The sequence below is a fragment of the Ruegeria sp. CG11 genome (genome assembly GCF_056537245.1).
On record NZ_JBQFRE010000002.1, the window covers coordinates 283,664 to 302,898 of the forward strand.

A 19,235-nucleotide genomic window follows, 5' to 3' on the forward strand; every position below is an offset into this window, starting at 1 on the left:
TTGAGGTCGGCGCAACCCACTGCCATAGCTTGTACATGAAACTTGCAATCAACGGATTCGGTCGCATCGGCCGCACGATCCTGCGGCAGCTGCTGGCCTTGCCGCTGGGCAAAGATATCGAGCTGGTGCTGATCAACGACATCGCACCGCTGGAAACCTGTGCCTATCTGTTCAAATACGACAGTACCTTTGGGCCCTACCCCGGCGCGGTCGAGGCCGGTGACGAGGCGCTGGTGGTCGACGGCCGCACCATTCCGGTCACCCACAGCCCGGACCTGTCCCGCGTCGATCTGACCGGGGTCGATGTCCTGATGGACTGCACGGGTGTCGCGCGCACCTCGGACGTGGCCGGACAGGGGCTGACCGCCGGGGCAGGCAAAGTGCTTATCTCCGGCCCCTCACCTGCCACTGAGGTGACCATCGTTCTGGGCGCAAACGAGGATCAGCTGGGCAACGCCCGGATCGTATCGAACGCCTCCTGTACAACCAACGGGCTGGCCCCAATGGTCAAGGTGTTGGACGGAATCGCAGGCATCGCCTCGGCTCACATGACAACGATCCACTGCTATACCAACAGTCAGCCCATGGTGGACGCACCTCGCGGCGATCTAGCCCGGTCGCGTGCCGGAGCGCTGTCTATGGTGCCCACCACAACCAGTGCGACACATCTGATCGATGAAGTCATGCCGCACCTTGCAGGCCGAATTTCCGGCGCGGCAGTGCGCGTTCCAACCGCCAGCGTGTCTGCCATCGATCTGGTCGCGACGCTTGAATGCGGCATGTCCGCGTCTGCATTTGAGGCCGAATTTCGTAAAGCCGTCACCCACTCCCCCGTACTCGGCTGGACCGATCACGCGCTGGTGTCTTCGGACCTGCGAACACGACCGGAATCACTGGTCATCGCGGGCCCCGAAACGCGCATGGTCGGTGAAAACCAAGTCCGTATTTTCGGCTGGTATGACAACGAATGGGGCTTTTCGGCGCGAATGCTCGACGTCGCGCGCCTAATGGCACAACCCTGACACAGGCGATACCGCAGCGGGCGGGCTTGCCCGCGCGCTGCCCGGCCCAACGGGTCCCAAGCATCCATGATGCGCCAAGGGCCGGGCGGGAGAACCGGTTTTAGCCAGCTACCACTTCATAAGGTTCGTCGAACCACACCTCTTCCAGATTGGCCCCCTCTCCGATCCGGTCGACAACGGCAAACAGGCCCGGAGCGTGCAACGGCGTCAGAACGCCATGCCATGTCCCCCGGTGATAGTTCACAGCCTGTCCGGGCGCGGTAACAAAGGCCAAAGGCTCACCCGGCCGACCGCGCACATCCGGAGCCACGATGACCAGAAACGGGTGCTGTGTCATGGGAATGAAGGCCTGACTGCCCTCGGGGTGTCGCTCAACCATATCCAACCGATAGGGCAAGCTTCGCGGATAGGCGTTGAACAGGCTGATCCCTGCACGCCCGTCGGAAAAATCCAACCCTGCGCGATCATGATACCGACCGCACTGCCCTTGATTGATCAGCTTGTCCGGTTCGCCCGCAACCTCCAGCACATCGCCAAAGGGTGCAAAGGCCTCAGCGGTCAACGACGCGGCAACGATCCGGCGGGTCATGAGGGCAACACGTCCCGCAAACGGAACTCCGCGATACGTTCGACCTGACGGCAGGCCTCGGCGAACTCCGTATCCCGGTCCTGTTCGATCCGCCGCTGAAATGCCTGCAGGATCGACGCCTTGTCGTGGTCACGCACCGCAATGATGAACGGAAAGCCGAACTTCTCGGTATATCGCTGGTTCAGTTCGGTGAAAGCGGCACGCTCCTCATCCGTCAAAGCATCCAACCCGGCCGAGGCCTGCTCGGATGTGCTTTCCTGCGTCAACCGCTTGGCCTGTGCCAGCTTGCCCGCCAGATCCGGGTGTGCGGTCAACACGCCCAGACGCTCCTCATCCGAGGCCGAGCGGAACATGCGGGACAGCGCGTTGTGCAATCCCCCCGCCGTGTCATGAGCTGGCCCAAGCTCCAGATCAAAGGCGCGCTCCGCGATCCACGCGGAATGTTCAAAGATGCCACCATACGCCGCGACAAACGCATCCCGCTCCATCTGCGACGGCTTCGGATGCTGCACGGCAGGATGTTGCGCCGCCCAGTGTTCAGCAATCTGCAACCGTGTCGCAAACCAGACATCCGAGAACCCGCGCGCATAGTCCAGAAACCGCTTCAACGCCATCACCCGCCCGGGCCGCCCGATCAGGCGGCAATGCAACCCGATCGACAGCATCTTGGGCGCGCCCGCCTCTCCTTCGGCGTAAAGCGCATCAAAACTGTCCTTGAGATAGGTGTAGAACTGATCGCCCGAGTTGAACCCTTGCGGCGTGGCAAAGCGCATATCGTTGCAATCCAGCGTGTAGGGCATGATCAACTGATCCCGCCCTCCAGTCTGCATCCAATAGGGCAGATCATCGGCATAGGTGTCGGCCACATAGGCAAACCCGCCTTCTTCGGCCACCAGCCGAACGGTGTTTTCGGAACAGCGCCCAGTGTACCATCCGCGCGGACGCTCCCCCACGACCTCGGTATGCAGTCGGATGGCCTCGGCAATCTGCGCGCGCTCCTCCTCCTCGGCCATGTCCTTGTGCTCGATCCATTTCAGACCATGGCTGGCAATCTCCCAACCTGCCGACTTCATTGCCGCCACCTGATCCGGCGAGCGAGCCAGCGCCGTTGCCACACCGTAGACCGTAATCGGCACGTCCTGCATCAACCGGTGTAGACGCCAGAACCCGGCGCGCGACCCGTATTCATAGATCGTTTCCATATTCCAGTGGCGCTGCCCGGGCCATGCCGCAGCACCCACAATCTCAGACAGAAAGGCCTCGGACGCGGCATCACCGTGCAGAATATTGTTCTCACCGCCCTCCTCATAATTCAGCACAATCTGTACAGCCAGCTTCGCACCTCCGGGCCATTTGGCGTCGGGAGGGTTGGCTCCGTATCCGATCATGTTACGAGGGTATCGAGGCGGCTGCATGGTTTCTTCCGTTTTTGTGCGTTTCGTCAGCCTTAGCCCAGAAACACGCGGTTGATTATCAAACTGATCCGAACGCTGTTTCCGGTTCTTTCGGCATTTCCACTGTATCGAACTTTGCGCCAGACTGCGACAAAGCGAAAGGCAAATCAAAGGAGGCCCTCGTGGCAGGTTATCTGACAACCCACGTTCTGGATACGGCACGCGGCTGCCCGGCCGAGGGGCTGCGGATCGCCCTGTACGAAATCACCGGGGATACTCGCCGCAAACTGGCCGAAACCAAAACCAATTCTGACGGCCGCACCAACAGCCCGATCCTACCGCAAGAAGAATTCAAAACAGGGTCTTATGAGCTGGTGTTCTTTGCCGGAGACTACCTGCGTGCAACAGGCCAAGCTGCTGACGACCCGCTGTTTCTGGATCAGGTGCCGATCCGGTTCGGTATGTCTGACGCGGATGCGCACTACCACGTGCCGTTGTTGCTTTCGCCCTACGGTTACTCGACCTATCGGGGCAGTTAACCAATTCACGCAAGGCTCCCGCCCGTCGGCCGCCCATGATAAGGCGCCCGGCCCAACGGCGTGGGGCTCCCACAGGGCGCGAACAGGGGCGGGAGCCTTTGAAAATCTGAGTTTCGGAATTGTGCTCTACTTTGCCCATCCGCGCGATCATGAAGTCCATGAAAAGGCGCGCCTTGGGGTTCTGATGGCGTCGATGAGTGTAAAGGCACGCCATCTGCACCGGAACCGGAGGGATATCGACCTCAACCGGCACCAGCCACCCGGCCTTTAGATGCTCAGATACCTCGAATACCGGCTTCATTGCGATCCCCTGGCCCGACACTGCGAACCGTTTGGGCCCTTCGGGTGTCTCTAACTGCCACTGGAACTCTGTCGCGCCGGGAAAGCGCAGGTTCAGGCACTCGTGCTTGCCTGAGATCAGGTCTGCCCCCGTCTGCGGCATCCCCATTCGCTGCACGTAGTCGGGCGCCGCGCACAGCACCCTTTGCCAATCGGCGACCTTGCGTATACGCAGGGTGCTGTCCTCGGGTTGACCAATGAAGAACTCCAGATCCAACCCCTCGGCCGTCAGGTCTACTGACCGGTCCGTCAGACGCAAGCGCACGTCGATATCGGAATATTTCTCTAGAAATATCAGGCACATGCGGCGCAAGCAACGGCACCTTACCCCCAATGGCGCCGCAACAAACAACGATCCACGGGGCTCTTCGGTCAGATGAACCACCTGCGCTTCGGCGTCGTTCACCTCGTCCAGAACTGTGACCGCTCCGGGTTAGAACGCCCGGCCCTGCTCGGTCGGGCTGAGGTTGCGCGTGGAGCGTTGGAACAGGCGCTCACCCAGGTGGTCCTCAAGCTGAGAAATCCGCAAATCGCGGCCGGAAGCGGACATGCTGCCCAGATAATAGACACGAACAAACGTGCGGATGTTGTCGAGACAGGACATCTTATCGTTTTTTTTGATACAGCCCGACAATACACGGTAATGCCGAAGAAAAGCCCGTTTGCCTAGTGTGGCTGTAACTTACCGGAGAAACCTCTCATGTTCGAATTCGTCGTGTTCTGGGATTGGATAGGTTTTGCCGTGCGCTGGCTGCACGTCATTACCGCGATTGCCTGGATCGGATCGTCCTTATACTTCATTGCGTTGGATCTTGGCCTGAACCGCAACATCCCCGGCCCGGCGGATGGTGAGGAATGGCAGGAACATGGCGGCGGCTTTTATCACATCCAGAAATACTTGGTCGCGCCCGAGCAGATGCCCGATCACCTGACCTGGTTCAAATGGGAAAGCTATGAAACCTGGCTCAGTGGCGCTGCGCTGTTGATGATCGTCTATTGGGTCGGTGGAGAGCTGCATCTGATCGACGCCGAAAAGGCCGATCTGGCACTGTGGCAGGGGATTTTGATCTCGGCGGCTTCGCTAACCGTGGGCTGGCTGATCTATGATTTCCTGTGCAAATCCGGGCAGGGGTAACGTCCCACTCTGCTGATGCTGATGCTGTTCGTTCTGCTGGTGGCGATGGGCTTGGGGTATAACCAGATTTTCACCGGGCGCGCGATGATGCTGCATCTGGGTGCGTTCACTGCCACGATCATGACAGCTAACGTATTCGTCATCATCATGCCAAACCAACGGATCGTGTTGGATGATCTGAAGAATGGTCGCACGCCAGACCCGAAATACGGCAAGATCGCCAAGCTGCGTTCGACCCACAACAACTACCTGACGTTACCGGTCGTGTTCCTAATGGGCGTCACCATCCGGCACTACTTTAACACCCGCCACACCCGCGCCGGAAACCCAACCTGGACTTGGGCCATCACGGCGCTGTTGTTCATTGCCATCATGTGGCTGTCCACTGCGCCTATGTACAAACCACTGGAAGAGGCCGAGGTGCAGCCGCTCACGCCCTACGAACAGAAATTCGCCTCGTCGGACAGGTTCGAAGAGGCACATGACGTGGTTCTGGGTCGCTGTTCCATGTGCCATGCCCGCGAACCGGTGTGGGTGGGTATTCAGCGGGCTCCAAAAGGTGTCTCGCTGGAAACCGAAGGCAACATTGCCCGCAATGCCAAACAAATCTACCTGCAGGCGGGTGTCACCCACGCCATGCCACCCGCCAACATCACCTACATGGAGCCCGAAGACCGTGCCGCGATCGTCCGCTGGTTCCGAAATGCCGGGTCCTGATCACAACACGATCCGTTAATTCGGCATTGTTTTCGATATCCTCTTTCCCTGCGCCGAAACTGATGCTCTAACATGAACGTAACCAGCCGTCGCTTTGCATAAGACGGCGAAATTGATTTCGACTTGGGGCAGTTGGAGCCATTCGATGCCGGGAAGCAGGCCGCGGGCCTTTGTGAAATATTGCCTTATTGGCATTGCTGCCGCCGCTCTACCCTCGTCACTGGCCGCGCTTGAAACGACGCTTTCGGCACCTGGCGCCCCTAAAGCGCTGATCGAACGCATCGAGGAGACGTCCTCGGTTGCGACGGCGGAAGACAGGGGGCTGGATACGCCGCTGGAAATCCTGTCCGCCGCATTGTCGGATTACCGTACCATCGTTCAGATTCTGTATGACGAGGGCTATTTCAGCCCGGTCGTCAGCATCAAGCTGGACGGGCAGGAAGCCGCGGACATGAGCTCGCTAACTGTGCCCAACGCGATCAACCGTGCCGTCATCACGGTGAATACCGGCCCGACCTTTACCTTCGGCACCGCCATCGTTGCCCCCGTCGCGCCGGGCACCGTCCTGCCCGAAGAGTTTGCCCCCGGCAAGCTGGCCACGACCGGTGCCATCCAACAGGCAGCCACGACCGGGGTACAGGGCTGGCGCGATGCCGGCCACGCAAAGGCAGCGGTCGAAGATCAGAAGGTCATCGCCCGTCACGCGCAAGATCGGCTGGACGCCGAGATCGACCTGGCACCGGGGCCACAGTTGGTCTTTGGCAAGATGATCATCAAGGGCGACACGGATGTACGGTACCGGTCGATCGAAAAGATCGCCGGGTTCCCCTCGGGCGAGGTATATTCACCGGCGAAAATCCAGAAAGTCGGCACACGGTTGCGCCGCACCGGCACGTTCAGCGTCGTGTCGATCGAGGAACACGAAACACCCAACCCAGACGGCACACTGGATTTCGATGCCACGTTCGAAGACATGCCCAAACGTCGCCTGACATTTGGTGTCGAGCTTGCCTCGAATGCCGGTCTGGACGTGAGCGCAACCTGGACCCATCGAAACGTGTTCCGCCGCGCCGAACGGCTGCGGTTCGAGGCCGCACTGCGCAACATCGGCGGGTCCGAGGATCTTGACGGTCGGATCGGCCTGCGTCTGGATCAGCCCGACCGGCTGGGCCCGGATGACAACACCTTCTGGAGCGCGCTGCTGGAGCGGCGCAATACCGAGAACTACAACGTCTCGGTCGCGTCGCTGGCCTATGGTGCGCGGCGCACCTTTTCCGACCGGCTCTATGCCGAGGCCTCGGCAGGATTTCAGTGGTCGGATGCGGATGACGCCTATGGCAGCGGCCGCAAGTTTCGATATTTTATCATCCCCACCCGCTCGGAGTGGGATGAGCGTGACAGTAAGGTCAGCGCCACGCGCGGGTTCTATCTGGACTCGCAAGCCATGCCCTTCGTCGGCCTGTCCGGCACTCACAACGGCATTCGGCTGTTTTTTGACGGGCGCGGTTACACCAGCCTAAATACCGGAGGGCGGCTGGTACTGGCGGGCCGCGTTCAGCTGGGATCGGTGATTGGCCCCTCTCCCAGCGGTGTGACGCCGGATTTCCTGTTCTTCTCGGGCGGTGCAGGAACTGTGCGCGGGCAACCCTTTGAAAGCCTCGGTATTCCGGTCAACGGTGGCGTGGCTGGGGGCAAGTCCTTCCTCGGGCTGTCCGGTGAGGTTCGCGGAAAGATCACAGACACAATATCCCTTGTCGGGTTTTACGATTTCGGTACCGTGGACACGTCATCCTTTATCAGCAGCGATGCTGAGTATCATTCAGGCGCCGGCCTTGGAGTGCGGTATGATCTGGGCGGGTTCGGCCCGCTGCGTCTGGACCTGGCCTTGCCCGTTCAGGGCGAGACCGGAAGTGGGCTGCAATTCTATATCGGGATCGGACAGGCATTTTGATACGGCACTACGCATATCCCGTTGTGACCACGATACTGATCGTGACGGCGCCCCCTGTAGCCGCGCAAGAGGATGATGGCGGCGGCAGCATGCTGGAACGGTTCCTGCAGGACACGCTGTCGGGCGACGATCAGAACGTCACCGTCAAGGGCCTGCAAGGGGCGCTGAGCGCGCGCGCCACAATTCAGGAAATCACCGTCTCGGACGATGAAGGTGTCTGGCTGACCATCAAGGATGCCGAGCTGGACTGGAACCGACTGGCCCTGATCCGGGGGCGGTTTTCCGTCAACGCCTTGACAGCGCAAGAGATCGACATCGCCCGCACCCCCGGCACGACCACCAAAGAAGCCCCGCCGCCTTCGGTCGAAACACAGCCCTTTCAGCTGCCCGAACTGCCCGTTTCCATTGAGATTGGCGAGATTCGGGTGGATGAGCTGTTGCTGGGTGAGCCCCTGATCGGGGTTTCTGCGGCGTTGTCTGTGACCGGCAACCTGTCGCTGGCCGATGGTGCGCTGGACACCAACCTGGATATTACCCGGCTGGACCGCACCGGTGACAGGATCAAGCTGACCGCCGGGTTCCAGAACGCCTCGCGCGAAATCAATCTGGATCTGGACGTGAACGAGGCCGAAGGCGGCCTGATTTCAACGGCGCTGAACATCCCAGACAGCCCTCCGATCGGCTTCACGGCCAAAGGCGCTGGCCCCCTGACCGATTTCACCGCCGATATCGCCCTGAGCAGTGACAAGCAGCCACGGGTGACGGGACAGGTCGAGTTGCGCGCCGCAGAAACAGGCGCTGCGGAGGGGATTGCCTTTACCGCCGATCTGGGTGGCGATCTGACCCCCTTCATGGCAGAGGATTTGGACCCGTTCTTCGGCCCCAATACGCGGCTGTTCGTGGACGGTCGGACCAAACCTCAAGGCGCGTTGGATATCTCTGACCTGGAGCTGACAACGCAGGCGTTGAACCTGAAGGGTGAGCTGCAGCTGGCCGAAGGAGGCACCCTGCAGCTTGCGGCCTTGCAGGGCCGGATCACCCCGCCGGACGGCAAAACCGTGGTGCTGCCGGTTGCGGGTGGGGATACGTCGATCGAGGCGGCGCAGCTTTCTGCCCTGTTCGATCAGAAAAACGGAAACCTGTGGGACCTGAGCCTGACCGCAGGCGCGTTTCAGTCGCCGCAGGCAAAACTCGACAATGCCCGGATCACCGCGCAGGGCACCTTGGAACAGGGCGAGGCGTTCACCGTTACAGGTGATCTGCAGGCCATCGTCGACGGAATCGACCTGAACGATCAGGCGCTGAACACCGCTTTGGGCGAGCGCATCACGCTGGACGGCCAGTTCGACTATGGCAGCGATCAGTCCCTGAACCTGTCCAGGTTCGAGCTGGTGGGTACCGACTACACGCTGGCGCTGGACGCGCTGATCGACGGTCTGACCAGTGGGTTGACAGTTGATGGTTCGGCCACGCTGCAGGCATCGGACCTGGCGCGCTTTTCGGACCTGGCGCAGATGGATTTGGGAGGCGAGGCTTCCGTCCGGGTCGAGGGTAAGGGCTCTCCGCTGGAACGCAGCTTTGACGGCAAGGTGGTGGTTGAGGGCCGCGATCTGGTCACCGGGCGCGACGATATCGACCCGGTCATCAAGGGCGAGACCACGATCACGCTGGACGCCAGCCGCGGCAGCGACGGCATCACCATCCGCGAATTCGACCTGAACAGCGAAGCCGCACAGGCGCAGGCCAGCGGCGAGGTCACGACGCCCAACGGCAACCTGACCATAGATGGGCAGGCCAACGTGAATGCACCTGACCTGTCGGTCTTCTCCGGGTTGGCCAAACGCGAACTGGGCGGCAGCCTGCAGGCTGAACTGGACGGGAAAGGCACGGTGCAAACGCTGGAATTCGACGGCACAGCCAGCGTGACCGGACAGGACATCAAGACCGGCATGGCCGATATTGACCCTCTGCTGACCGGCAAAACCGTGATCACCTGGGACGGTGCGCGCACAGCCGACAAGATCGACATTCGAAAGGCGACGATCAACGGCAAAGCCCTGACCGCACAAGTCGCCGCAACGGTCGACGACCCCACCGGCGATCTAGCGGTGGACGGAAACGCACGCGTGAATGCCCCCGATCTGTCGCTGTTCTCAGGGCTGGCCAAACGCGATCTGGCTGGGACAATCTCGGCAAATCTTCAGGGCAGCGCAGCCCTCGCCGACAAGGTTTTCGACATTCAGGGCGGCGTGAATGCCGACGACATTCAAACCGGCATCGAACTTGTCGACAAGCTAATCCAAGGCCGCACGACACTAAACGTCGATGCCGAAAAAGGCGAAGAAGGGGTGGATATCCGCACCTTCCGCCTGCAGGGCACCGCCCTGTCCGCCACCGCATCGGGCAAGTTGGACCGTGACGCTGGCGGGCTGAACTTCACGGCAAAGCTTGACGATGTGTCCCGCGTCCTGACCACGATGTCCGGGCCATTGACACTGGACGGCAACGTCGCCCCAACCGGATCGGGGCTTGAGGGCACCATGCGGCTAAACGGGCCGGACAGCTCATACGCAGCGCTGACCGGAACTGTGGACGCAGAAGGCACCGCCGATGTGGATTTCGACGCCAAGCTGAACAAGATCGAGCGCTTCGCACCCGAGTTCCCCGGCACCATCGCGGCATCCGGCAACGCCAAACGCAAAGGCGGCGTCTGGACCATCGACGGTTCGGCCAATGGCCCCGCCGAAATCAGCAGCACGATCACGGGCACTTTCGATGAAAACAGCGGCGAGGCCGATCTGCAGGCCCAGGGCGGTGTCAACCTTGGGGTCGCCAACCTGTTTATCTCGCCCAACAAGATCGACGGAACGGCCCGGCACAATCTGCGGCTAAAGGGCAAGCCTGCGCTCGAATCTCTCAGCGGGTCCATCACGACCTCGGGGACATCGCTGGCGATCCCCGAAGCAGGGCAAACGATCACGGGCATCAGCGGCTCGGTAGAACTGGCGCAAAGCCGGGCCACGATCTCGCTGAATGGCGGAATGCGCGCGGGCGGCAACTTTACCGTCTCGGGCCCGCTGGACCTGACGCCGCCGCTCAATGCGAACATCGTTACACGCCTCAACCAGCTCGTGGTAACCGACAAGCTGCTCTATGAAACCACACTGAACGGCGAAATCGCCCTGACCGGGGCCTTGGCGGGCAACAGCGCCCTTTCCGGCCAGATCACGTTTGAAGAAACCAACATCAACCTCGCTGCCGCAGCCGGGGCCGTAGGGGCCGCTCCGATCCCCGAAATCGAGCATATCAATGAAAGCCAGGCCAGCTATATCACCCGTGAACGAGCACGACTGATCGCCGAGGAAGGGGCCTCCAAAAGCGATTCCCGTATGGCGCTGGACATCAGCCTGCTGGCGCCCAAGGCGGTTTTCGTGCGTGGCCGTGGCGTGAATGCCGAACTGGGCGGAAACCTGTTTATCGGCGGCACGACCGCATCGGTCATCCCCTCGGGCCAGATCGAACTGATCCGAGGTAACTTTGACATTCTGGGCCGCAGGCTGGCGCTGACCAAGGGGATCGTGACCCTGCAAGGGGACCTGACGCCATATATCGAGTTCGCGTCGTCAACCAGCACATCCGAAGGCACCGCCACGATTGAAATCTCCGGTCCACTGGATGCGCCCGAGGTTGACGTCTATTCCGACCCCGAGCGCCCGGCAGAAGAGGCCCTGGCCATGCTGTTGTTCGGCAACAGCTTCTCGGAATTATCGCCCTTTGTCATTGCCCAGATGGCTGCGTCGCTGGCGCAGCTCAGCGGCGCGGGGGGCGACGCGACCAAGGGATTGCGCGATTCGACAGGAGTTGACACGGTGGACATCGGCGCCACTGCGGGCGGCGCGGGCCGTCTGGGAGCCGGGGCCTATCTGAGCGACAACCTCTATACCGATTTCACCGTCAACACCGAGGGCGACACCGAGGTGAACCTGAACCTGGACGTCACCGACAGTTTCACGGTGCGCGGAACGGTAGACGGGCGCGGCGAAACCGGTCTGGGCCTGTTTTTCGAACGGGACTACTGAGGGCGTTATTTTCGCCGGATGCCAATCGCCTGCCCGACCTGTGGCGCGGCCTCCAGCCCGGCGTGATCGCGAACCATGCGGGCCAGCCGGGCGACTGCCCAATCCGGGTAGGGCTCTGATCGTCCGGTGGCGTGGCTGACATTCATGAACAGCGCTTCCTGCGTGGCGCAGACTGTGTTGTCTTTTTCCGACAGCATCTGCGCAAAGTAATGACCGCGCTTCTGATCTGAATCCAACATCCGAAAGCGGAAATAGAACGGCTCGTCCGGCTGGACCTCGCGCAGGAAATTCATGTGGGATTGCAGGACATACGGCCCCTGCTCCAGCGACTTGACCTGCACCTCACCCAGCCCCAGGTGATCGACCATCAGTTTTTCCAGCGCCATGTCGAAGGCCACGCCGTAATAGCCCACGTTCATGTGGCCGTTGTAATCGACCCATTCCGGCAGGACCGAGAACCCCCGGACTTCCACCGGCGCGTCATACGGGCCGTCATGTCCGCTGAGGGGGTTATTCATCACCGTCCTCCTCAATGATCGCGACAGCCCGCACAAAGCCCGCCGACGCCCCTTTGATCTTGAACGGAAAGCACGAGATTTCGAACCCGGTGGGTGGCAGGTCTTCGAGGTTGGTCAACTTTTCGATATGGCAATAGCCGATCTCCATCGAGGCCCGATGGCCTTCCCAGATGATCGACGCATCCTTGGTTTCGGCGTATTCCTGAGCGGTCAGGGGAAAGGGTGCATCCCAGCTCCAGGCGTCTGTGCCGGTTACACGCACACCGCGCTTGGTCAGGTACAAGGTCGCCTCGCGTCCCATACCGCAGCCTTTCATCAGGTAGTCCGGCTGGCCGTACTGCGTGCCTGCCGAAGTATTGACGATCACGATGTCCAGCGGCTGCAGGTCATGGCCGATCCGTTTCAACTCAGCTTCGACATCGTCCGCAGTCGCGACATAGCCATCGTCGAAATGCCGGAAATCCAGTTTTACGCCAGGGTTCATGCACCATTCCAACGGAACCTCGTCGATGGTGATCGCCCGTTCGCCATTATTCATGGTCGAATGATGGTGATAGGGCGCGTCCAGATGGGTGCCGTTATGGGTGGCAATCTGCAGCCTTTCGATGGCCCACCCCTCGCCGCCCGGAAGGTCGTCTTTCTGAAGACCGGGAAAGAACGCCATCACCTGCTCGGCGGTCTGATCGTGGGTCAGATAATCGATCTCGGGCAGCATGATAGGCGGGTCGGACACGATCCCGGTTTCCAACGGCACGGACAGATCAACGAAACGGCGGGCCATGTGCTCCTCCATCACCAAGGTGACGACAGGTTTGGTCGCAAGCAACACTCTGTCAAGGAAAGAAAAAAGGCGACCCAAAGGGCCGCCTTTTCTAGATTTGTGAGTGGTGGTGTTATTCCGCCGCGACAGCGTCTTCGATCTTTTCGACCCGGATCGCCGAGAACTTGAACTCGGGGATTTTGCCGTAGGGATCGATGGCCGAGTTGGTCAGGACGTTTGCCGCCGCCTCGACATAGGCAAACGGGATGAACACCATATCCTCGGCAATCGCCCGGTCGGCCCGCGCCATGATCTCGATCGAGCCGCGACGGGTGGTCAGACGGATCATCTCACCCGGTTCGATCCCCATCAGCTTGAGCGTGCGCGGGTTCAGCGAACAGTTCGCTTCCGGCTCCACCGCGTCCAGAACGTTGGACCGGCGGGTCATCGACCCGGTGTGCCAGTGCTCCAACTGACGGCCGGTGGTGGCGATCATCGGGTATTCCTCGTCCGGCGCCTCATCCGGCGGGATGACGCTGGCCGGGGTGAACCGAGCACGACCCTCCGCACGCGGGAAGCCATCGCCGAACACGATCGCCTGACCCGGGTCTGTCTCGGACAGCGACGGATAGGTGATGGTCTCGGTCTCCAGACGCTCCCACGTGATGTTGTTGAGCGAGTTCATCGTCAACTTCATCTCGGCAAAGACCTGAGACACATCGGTGTAATCCCAGTTCAAACCGATGCGCTGCGCCAGTTCGACGGTGATCTTCCAATCCTCGCGCGCCTCACCCGGAGGGGTCACGGCCGGACGCACACGCTGTACCTGACGGTTGGTGTTCGACACAGTGCCGTTCTTTTCATACAGCGCCGAGGCAGGCAGGATGATGTCGGCATAGTTCGCCGTCTCAGTCAGGAAGATGTCCTGCACGATCATCAGGTCCAGCTTGGCCAGCGCGTCACGGGCGTGGTTCACGTCCGGGTCGGACATGGCCGGGTTCTCACCCATGATGTACATGCCCTTGATGTTGCCCGCATAGGCCTGATCGATGATCTCGGTGACGGTCAGACCCTTCTCGTTCGAGAAGTCGTCCGAGTTCCAGACGTTGTTGAACTTGGCCCGAATGCCATCGTCGGTCACGGTCTGGTAGTCCGGCAGGAACATCGGGATCAGGCCCGCGTCGGATGCGCCTTGCACGTTGTTCTGACCGCGCAACGGGTGCAGACCCGCGCCGGGTTTACCAACGTTGCCTGTCATCAGAGCCAGCGAGATCAGGCAGCGCGAGTTGTCGGTGCCGTGGATATGCTGGCTGACGCCCATCCCCCAAAAAATCAGACCGGCCTTGGCCTGCGCAAATGTGCGGGCGACGCGGCGCAGCTGATCCGGTTCGATGCCGCAGATCGGCGACATCGCCTCGGGCGTGAACTGGCGCAAGTGCTCTTTCTCGGCTTCCCAGTTCTCGGTCCAGCGGTGGATGTACTGGCTGTCATAGAGCTCTTCCTCGACGATCACGTTCATGATCGCGTTGAGCATCGAGACATCGGCCCCTGGACGGAATTGCAGCATTTCGTCGGCGAACTTGCGCATGCCAACGCCGCGCGGGTCCATCACGATCAGCTTGCCACCGCGCTTGGCGAACTGCTTGAAGTAGGTAGCCGCAACGGGGTGGTTCTCGATCGGGTTCGAGCCAATGATGATCGCCACATCCGCGTTTTCAATCTCGTTGAAAGTCGCGGTCACGGCACCCGAGCCCACGTTCTCGATCAGAGCTGCAACGGACGACGCGTGGCACAGACGGGTGCAATGGTCGACGTTGTTGTGCTTGAAACCCTGACGGATGAACTTCTGGAACAGGTAGGCTTCTTCGTTGGTGCACTTGGCCGAACCAAAGCCTGCAACGCTACGCGGATCTTCTCCGCGCAGGGTTTTCAGCTTGGTGGCGGCCAGATCCATCGCCTCTTCCCACGTCGCCTCGCGGAAATGGGTCGACAGGTTGCCGGGATCGACATTCAGACCCTTGGCCGGTGCATCCTCACGACGGATCAGCGGCTTGGTCAGACGGTGCGGGTGGTGGATGTAGTCGAAACCAAAGCGGCCTTTGACGCACAGACGGCCTTCGTTTGCCGGGCCATTGATGCCCTCAACATACTTGACCTTGCCGTCTTTGACCTTCAGCGAGACTTTACAGCCCACACCGCAGAACGGGCAGACGCTTTCGGTTTCGCTGTCGTAGTCCTTGCTGTCGCCCTGCTGTTTGTCGTCCAGCACCGTGGCCGGCATCAGGGCACCGGTCGGGCAGGCTTGAACACATTCACCGCAGGCCACACAGGTTGAATCACCCATAGGGTCGTTCTGATCGAACACCACCTGCGCCGTATGGCCACGACCGGCCATGCCGATCACGTCGTTCACCTGCACTTCACGGCAGGCGCGGACGCAGAGATTGCAGTTGATGCAGGCGTCCAGATTGACGCGCATCGCAACGTGGCTGTCGTCCAGCAGCGGGATCTTCTCGGCCTCTTTCGCCGGGAAACGGCTGTCGCTGACATCGTTCAGCTTGGCCATGTCCCAGAAATGGCTGGAGGTGTCGTGGGCTTCCTCGGGCTGGTCGGCGACCAGCAGTTCCATGACCATGGCGCGCGATTTCTCGGCACGCTCGCTGTCGGTCTTGACGACCATCCCGTCCGCCGCGGGGCGGATGCACGAGGCGGCCAGCGTGCGCTCGCCTTCCACCTCAACCATACAGGCGCGGCAGTTGCCGTCCGGACGGTAGCCCGGCTGCGGCTTGTGGCACAGGTGAGGGATGGTGAACCCCTGCCCTTTGGCGGCTTCCCAGATGGTCCAGCCTTCGGGCACGGTGACGTCTTCGCCGTTTAGGTTGAAGGTGACGGTCTTGTTTGGGCTTGCATCAAGCATGGCTCTGTCTCCCTCAGATTTCGTCAGCGAAATGTTTCATGACAAGGCGGATCGGGTTCGGGGCTGCCTGCCCCAGACCGCAAATCGATGCGTCGCCCATGACCTGGCACAGATCTTCCAGCAGATCGGTGTCCCATTTGTCGGCTTGCATCAGCTTCACCGCCTTTTCGCAGCCAGCCCGGCAGGGCGTGCACTGGCCGCAGCTTTCGTCTTCGAAGAAGCGCAGCATGTTTAGCGCCGCATCGCGGGCGGTGTCCTGGTCGGACAGAACCACTACAGCAGCAGAGCCGATGAAGGTGCCATGCGGTTGCAGCGTGTCGAAATCCAGCGGGATGTCATCCATCGACGCAGGCAGCAGACCCGAAGACGGACCACCCGGCTGATACGCCTTGAAGGTCTGACCTTCGGCCATGCCACCAGCCGCTTCGATCACGTCTAGAATGGTCGAGCCAGCGGGCAGCAGATAGACGCCCGGCTTCGCCACACGGCCCGAGACCGAATAGCTGCGCAGACCCTTACGGCCATTTTTTTCGGTGCTGTTGAGGCACTCGGGCCCCTCGCGGCAGACTTTGGTGACCCAATAGAGCGTCTCGACATTGTGCACCAAAGTCGGGCGGTTAAAGACCCCAACCTGCGCCACGAACGGAGGACGGTGACGCGGCAGGCCCTTCTTGCCCTCAATCGACTCGATCATCGCGGATTCTTCACCGCAGATGTAAGCGCCGGCACCCCGGCGCAGGTCGATGTAACCCGGCTCAACAATCCCGGCGTCTTCCAGCGCAGCGATCTCGCGGCGGAGGATTTCCAGTACCGCCGGATATTCGTCGCGCATGTAGATGAAGCAGGTTTCCGCCTCGACGGCCCATGCAGCGATCAGCATCCCTTCGAGGAAGACATGCGGCGTGCGCTCCAGATAGTAACGGTCCTTGAACGTGCCCGGTTCGCCCTCGTCCCCGTTCACGGCCAGATAGCGCGGACCTTCGTTCATGCGAACAAAGCCCCATTTCTTGCCGGACGGGAAACCAGCGCCGCCTAGGCCACGCAGGCCCGAGGACAGGACGTCTTCCTGCACCTTCTCCCAATCGCCGCCGTCTCGCAGCTCTTTCAGCTTGGCGTAACCGCCATTTGCTTCATAGACCGCAAAGACTTCGTAGTCGGGCAGATGCGCGTGAGTGTCACCGGCAGCAATCGCAGCCTGTACCTTTTCGGGGGTCGCGTTGTCGATATGGTTGTGACCAATCTCAAGTACCGGAGCGGTGTCACAGCGACCCATGCAGGGCGCGCGAACCACGCGAACCTCAGCCGGGTCCAGACCGTCTTCCAGCGCCTTCTGCAGCTGCTCGGCACCAGCCATTTCGCAGGACAGGGAATCACAGACCCGGATGGTCAACGCCGGAGGAGGCGTCTCGCCTTCTTTCACCACATCGAAATGGGCGTAGAAGGTTGCGGTCTCGTAAATCTCGGCCTGTCCGATCCGCATCTCAACCGCCAGCGCGGCGATGTGGTCGGCACTGATATGGCCGTGTTCGTCCTGAATCAAATGCAGGAATTCGATCAGCAGGTCGCGGCGGCGCGGGAGGTCGCCCAGCAGGCGATGAATCTCAGCCTGCGCCTCATCCGTGAACTGACGGCCTTTGGGCGTGTGCCGCCCTTTGCCTTTACCTGACTTCCAGACGCCCTTGGGTGCGCCTGATGGCTTGGTGTCTAATGGTGCCATGATGCCCTCCGATTGAGGCTCCGTGTCTCATCAGAATAACATATCGTCAAATCGCTTATCGCAATCGCACGATAACGACACCTTATCACCGCAAAGACGTCACCACAGCCCGCAAAGCCTCGACCGTGGGCAGCTCCGGATCACGAGACAGGGTCGCCAGACAAATCGGTTTGCTGACAACGGGATCGACCAAAGGCAGCACCTTCGTGCCCTTCAGATCACCAAGCGCGCGGATGAGCACGCGCGGGACCACTGTGGCCGCCAACCCTTCACGCGCCATGACCATTGAGGCAGTGAAACCGCTGGTTTCCGCGACAACCTGCGGGTGCAGCCCCTGTTCGGCAAAAATCCGGTCCAGAATGCGCCGGTTCTGCATCTGCGGTTCCAAAAGGCTGATCGGGAATTCAGCCACCCGCGCCCAGGGGATCGGCCCGGTTTCAACCGTCATGTGCGACGGCACTAACAGCACATAGGTTTCCTCATACAAAGGCTGCACCTGCCGCAAGTCGGTTCCGATACTGTCACCATAGGTGATACCCGCATCTAGACTGCCCTCATCCAGCCGATGCTGAATTGCGGTGGCGGACATGGTTTCGATCCGGGTGACAATGCGAGGGTGTGCCTGCCGCAAGCGTTTCGTCAGGCGACCCGTGAACGCGATCGCCGTCGGGATCACGCCCAGAATCAGCGTGCCGGTGATCTCGCCCTTGGCGGCAAGAACCTGCTGCTCCAGCGCTTTGGTATCGTCGAGGATACGCCGCGCCCGTTGGACGATCATTTCGCCTTCTTCGGTCAGGCCCTGAAACCGGTTGGCGCGGCGGACGATCGAGACACCCAGCCGGTCCTCAAGATTGCGGATGCGCATCGAGAAGGCAGGCTGCGAGATCCCGCATTCCTCGGCCGCCTTGGCAAAATGCTGATGCCGCGCCAATGCGCTGAGCAATTGCAGGTCGCGGATTTCGATCATTCACCGGTATCCCAAGTTCAGGCCAGGAAATCACTTTAACCGCTATTCCAGCGAGGGAAAGAACCACCGCGCTAATCAGGCAAGACGTAACGCATACACGTTGTTCAAATACCCATTACCTTCGATCCGGAAGTGAGTCTCGCCAATGTGCTCAAACCCTTGCGCAAGATAGAATGCGATAGCCGGGGTGTTCTCGGCGTTTGTCGCAAGCCATACGACCTCCTCACATTGCCCTTTGCAGAATTCAAGAGCCGCAGCCAAAAGGCGCTTGCCAATGCCTTTGCCGTGATGGCGCGGCTGAACGTAGAAGGTTGAAATTTCCATACCCGACCACCCGGGTACAGGGACATTTCGGGCCGGAGAGACTCGAATGAACCCGTCGATCCCCTCCTCGTTGTCGGACACCAGAATGAACTCATCCGGATCACAAACCAAGTCTGTGATTTTTGCAGGCGTGAATTCAGAGAGGGCGTAATCTGCGAAAAACCCGTTTACCCCCTGCTTGAGATATGTGCCGATCCACACCTCGATCGATATGGCCGCAATGCTGGATGCATCCGACCTGTCTGCCTGTCGAAGCGTCAACACACG

12 protein-coding genes and 2 pseudogenes are annotated in these 19,235 nt (G+C 60.6%); 5 read left to right on the plus strand and 9 right to left on the minus strand.

Annotated features, from left to right (window positions below; translation table 11 throughout):
• Nucleotides 1-35: 35 nt before the first annotated feature.
• Nucleotides 36-1,022: a type I glyceraldehyde-3-phosphate dehydrogenase gene (locus ACR0KW_RS07510; RefSeq protein WP_480804434.1), complete on the plus strand. Its 987-nt coding sequence runs from the start codon at nucleotides 36-38 to the stop codon at nucleotides 1,020-1,022.
• Nucleotides 1,023-1,122: 100 nt separating this feature from the next.
• Here ACR0KW_RS07510 and ACR0KW_RS07515 read toward each other — a convergent pair whose 3' ends face one another.
• Nucleotides 1,123-1,611, minus strand: a complete 489-nt coding sequence (locus tag ACR0KW_RS07515; protein ID WP_480804435.1) for an ureidoglycolate lyase — start codon at nucleotides 1,609-1,611, stop codon at nucleotides 1,123-1,125.
• Nucleotides 1,608-3,026 carry an allantoinase PuuE gene (gene puuE, locus ACR0KW_RS07520; RefSeq protein ID WP_480804436.1) on the minus strand — a complete coding sequence of 473 codons (1,419 nt, stop codon included), beginning with the start codon at nucleotides 3,024-3,026 and terminating at the stop codon, nucleotides 1,608-1,610. The genes ACR0KW_RS07515 and puuE overlap by 4 nt, the downstream gene beginning before the upstream one ends.
• Before the next feature lie 161 nt (nucleotides 3,027-3,187).
• On the opposite strand from puuE, the gene uraH reads away from it, so the two are divergent.
• Nucleotides 3,188-3,544, plus strand: a complete 357-nt coding sequence (gene uraH / locus ACR0KW_RS07525) for a hydroxyisourate hydrolase (protein ID WP_480804437.1) — start codon at nucleotides 3,188-3,190, stop codon at nucleotides 3,542-3,544.
• A 112-nt stretch (nucleotides 3,545-3,656) separates the two neighbouring features.
• Here the strand turns inward: uraH and ACR0KW_RS07530 are convergent.
• Nucleotides 3,657-4,487 (minus strand): annotated as a pseudogene (locus ACR0KW_RS07530) (LysR family transcriptional regulator); the annotation flags it as partial.
• Nucleotides 4,488-4,583: 96 nt separating this feature from the next.
• Between ACR0KW_RS07530 and ACR0KW_RS07535 the strand changes: the two are divergent.
• The 3 genes and pseudogenes from ACR0KW_RS07535 (at nucleotide 4,584) to ACR0KW_RS07545 (ending at nucleotide 11,765) form a co-directional block, all read left to right on the plus strand.
• Nucleotides 4,584-5,735: pseudogene (locus tag ACR0KW_RS07535) on the plus strand (urate hydroxylase PuuD).
• Between the two features lie 145 nt (nucleotides 5,736-5,880).
• On the plus strand, nucleotides 5,881-7,686 hold the full coding sequence (locus tag ACR0KW_RS07540; protein ID WP_480804438.1) for an autotransporter assembly complex protein TamA: 1,806 nt from the start codon (nucleotides 5,881-5,883) through the stop codon (nucleotides 7,684-7,686).
• A 23-nt stretch (nucleotides 7,687-7,709) separates the two neighbouring features.
• Nucleotides 7,710-11,765, plus strand: coding sequence for a translocation/assembly module TamB domain-containing protein (locus tag ACR0KW_RS07545; RefSeq protein WP_480804439.1), 4,056 nt, complete (start codon nucleotides 7,710-7,712; stop codon nucleotides 11,763-11,765).
• Between the two features lie 5 nt (nucleotides 11,766-11,770).
• Here the strand turns inward: ACR0KW_RS07545 and ACR0KW_RS07550 are convergent, their stop codons facing one another.
• From ACR0KW_RS07550 to ACR0KW_RS07575, 6 genes are all read right to left on the minus strand, one after another.
• Entirely contained in the window at nucleotides 11,771-12,283 is a 513-nt protein-coding gene (locus ACR0KW_RS07550) for a thioesterase family protein (protein ID WP_480804440.1), read from the minus strand.
• Nucleotides 12,276-13,064: a cyclase family protein gene (locus ACR0KW_RS07555; RefSeq protein WP_480804441.1), complete on the minus strand. Its 789-nt coding sequence runs from the start codon at nucleotides 13,062-13,064 to the stop codon at nucleotides 12,276-12,278. The genes ACR0KW_RS07550 and ACR0KW_RS07555 overlap by 8 nt, the downstream gene beginning before the upstream one ends.
• Before the next feature lie 112 nt (nucleotides 13,065-13,176).
• Nucleotides 13,177-15,960 (minus strand): formate dehydrogenase subunit alpha, encoded by a 2,784-nt coding sequence (gene fdhF / locus ACR0KW_RS07560; RefSeq protein ID WP_480804442.1) that lies wholly within the window; start codon nucleotides 15,958-15,960, stop codon nucleotides 13,177-13,179.
• 13 nt (nucleotides 15,961-15,973) lie between these two features.
• Nucleotides 15,974-17,677 (minus strand): NAD(P)H-dependent oxidoreductase subunit E, encoded by a 1,704-nt coding sequence (locus ACR0KW_RS07565; protein ID WP_480804443.1) that lies wholly within the window; start codon nucleotides 17,675-17,677, stop codon nucleotides 15,974-15,976.
• A gap of 85 nt (nucleotides 17,678-17,762) precedes the next feature.
• Complete coding sequence (locus tag ACR0KW_RS07570) at nucleotides 17,763-18,644, minus strand: LysR family transcriptional regulator (protein WP_480804444.1); 882 nt, start codon at nucleotides 18,642-18,644, stop codon at nucleotides 17,763-17,765.
• Nucleotides 18,645-18,719: 75 nt separating this feature from the next.
• Nucleotides 18,720-19,232: an N-acetyltransferase family protein gene (locus ACR0KW_RS07575; RefSeq protein WP_480804445.1), complete on the minus strand. Its 513-nt coding sequence runs from the start codon at nucleotides 19,230-19,232 to the stop codon at nucleotides 18,720-18,722.
• Nucleotides 19,233-19,235 lie beyond the last annotated feature (3 nt).

Excerpts from the sequence above, each read along its gene's own strand:
- ACR0KW_RS07510 (WP_480804434.1), top strand. The coding sequence starts at position 36 with ATGAAACTTGCAATCAACGGATTCGGTCGCATCGGCCGCACGATCCTG.
- ACR0KW_RS07515 (WP_480804435.1), bottom strand. The coding sequence starts at position 1,611 with ATGACCCGCCGGATCGTTGCCGCGTCGTTGACCGCTGAGGCCTTTGCA.
- puuE (WP_480804436.1), bottom strand. The coding sequence starts at position 3,026 with ATGCAGCCGCCTCGATACCCTCGTAACATGATCGGATACGGAGCCAAC.
- ACR0KW_RS07540 (WP_480804438.1), top strand. The coding sequence starts at position 5,881 with ATGCCGGGAAGCAGGCCGCGGGCCTTTGTGAAATATTGCCTTATTGGC.
- ACR0KW_RS07550 (WP_480804440.1), bottom strand. The coding sequence starts at position 12,283 with ATGAATAACCCCCTCAGCGGACATGACGGCCCGTATGACGCGCCGGTG.
- ACR0KW_RS07555 (WP_480804441.1), bottom strand. The coding sequence starts at position 13,064 with ATGGCCCGCCGTTTCGTTGATCTGTCCGTGCCGTTGGAAACCGGGATC.
- fdhF (WP_480804442.1), bottom strand. The coding sequence starts at position 15,960 with ATGCTTGATGCAAGCCCAAACAAGACCGTCACCTTCAACCTAAACGGC.
- ACR0KW_RS07565 (WP_480804443.1), bottom strand. The coding sequence starts at position 17,677 with ATGGCACCATTAGACACCAAGCCATCAGGCGCACCCAAGGGCGTCTGG.
- ACR0KW_RS07570 (WP_480804444.1), bottom strand. The coding sequence starts at position 18,644 with ATGATCGAAATCCGCGACCTGCAATTGCTCAGCGCATTGGCGCGGCAT.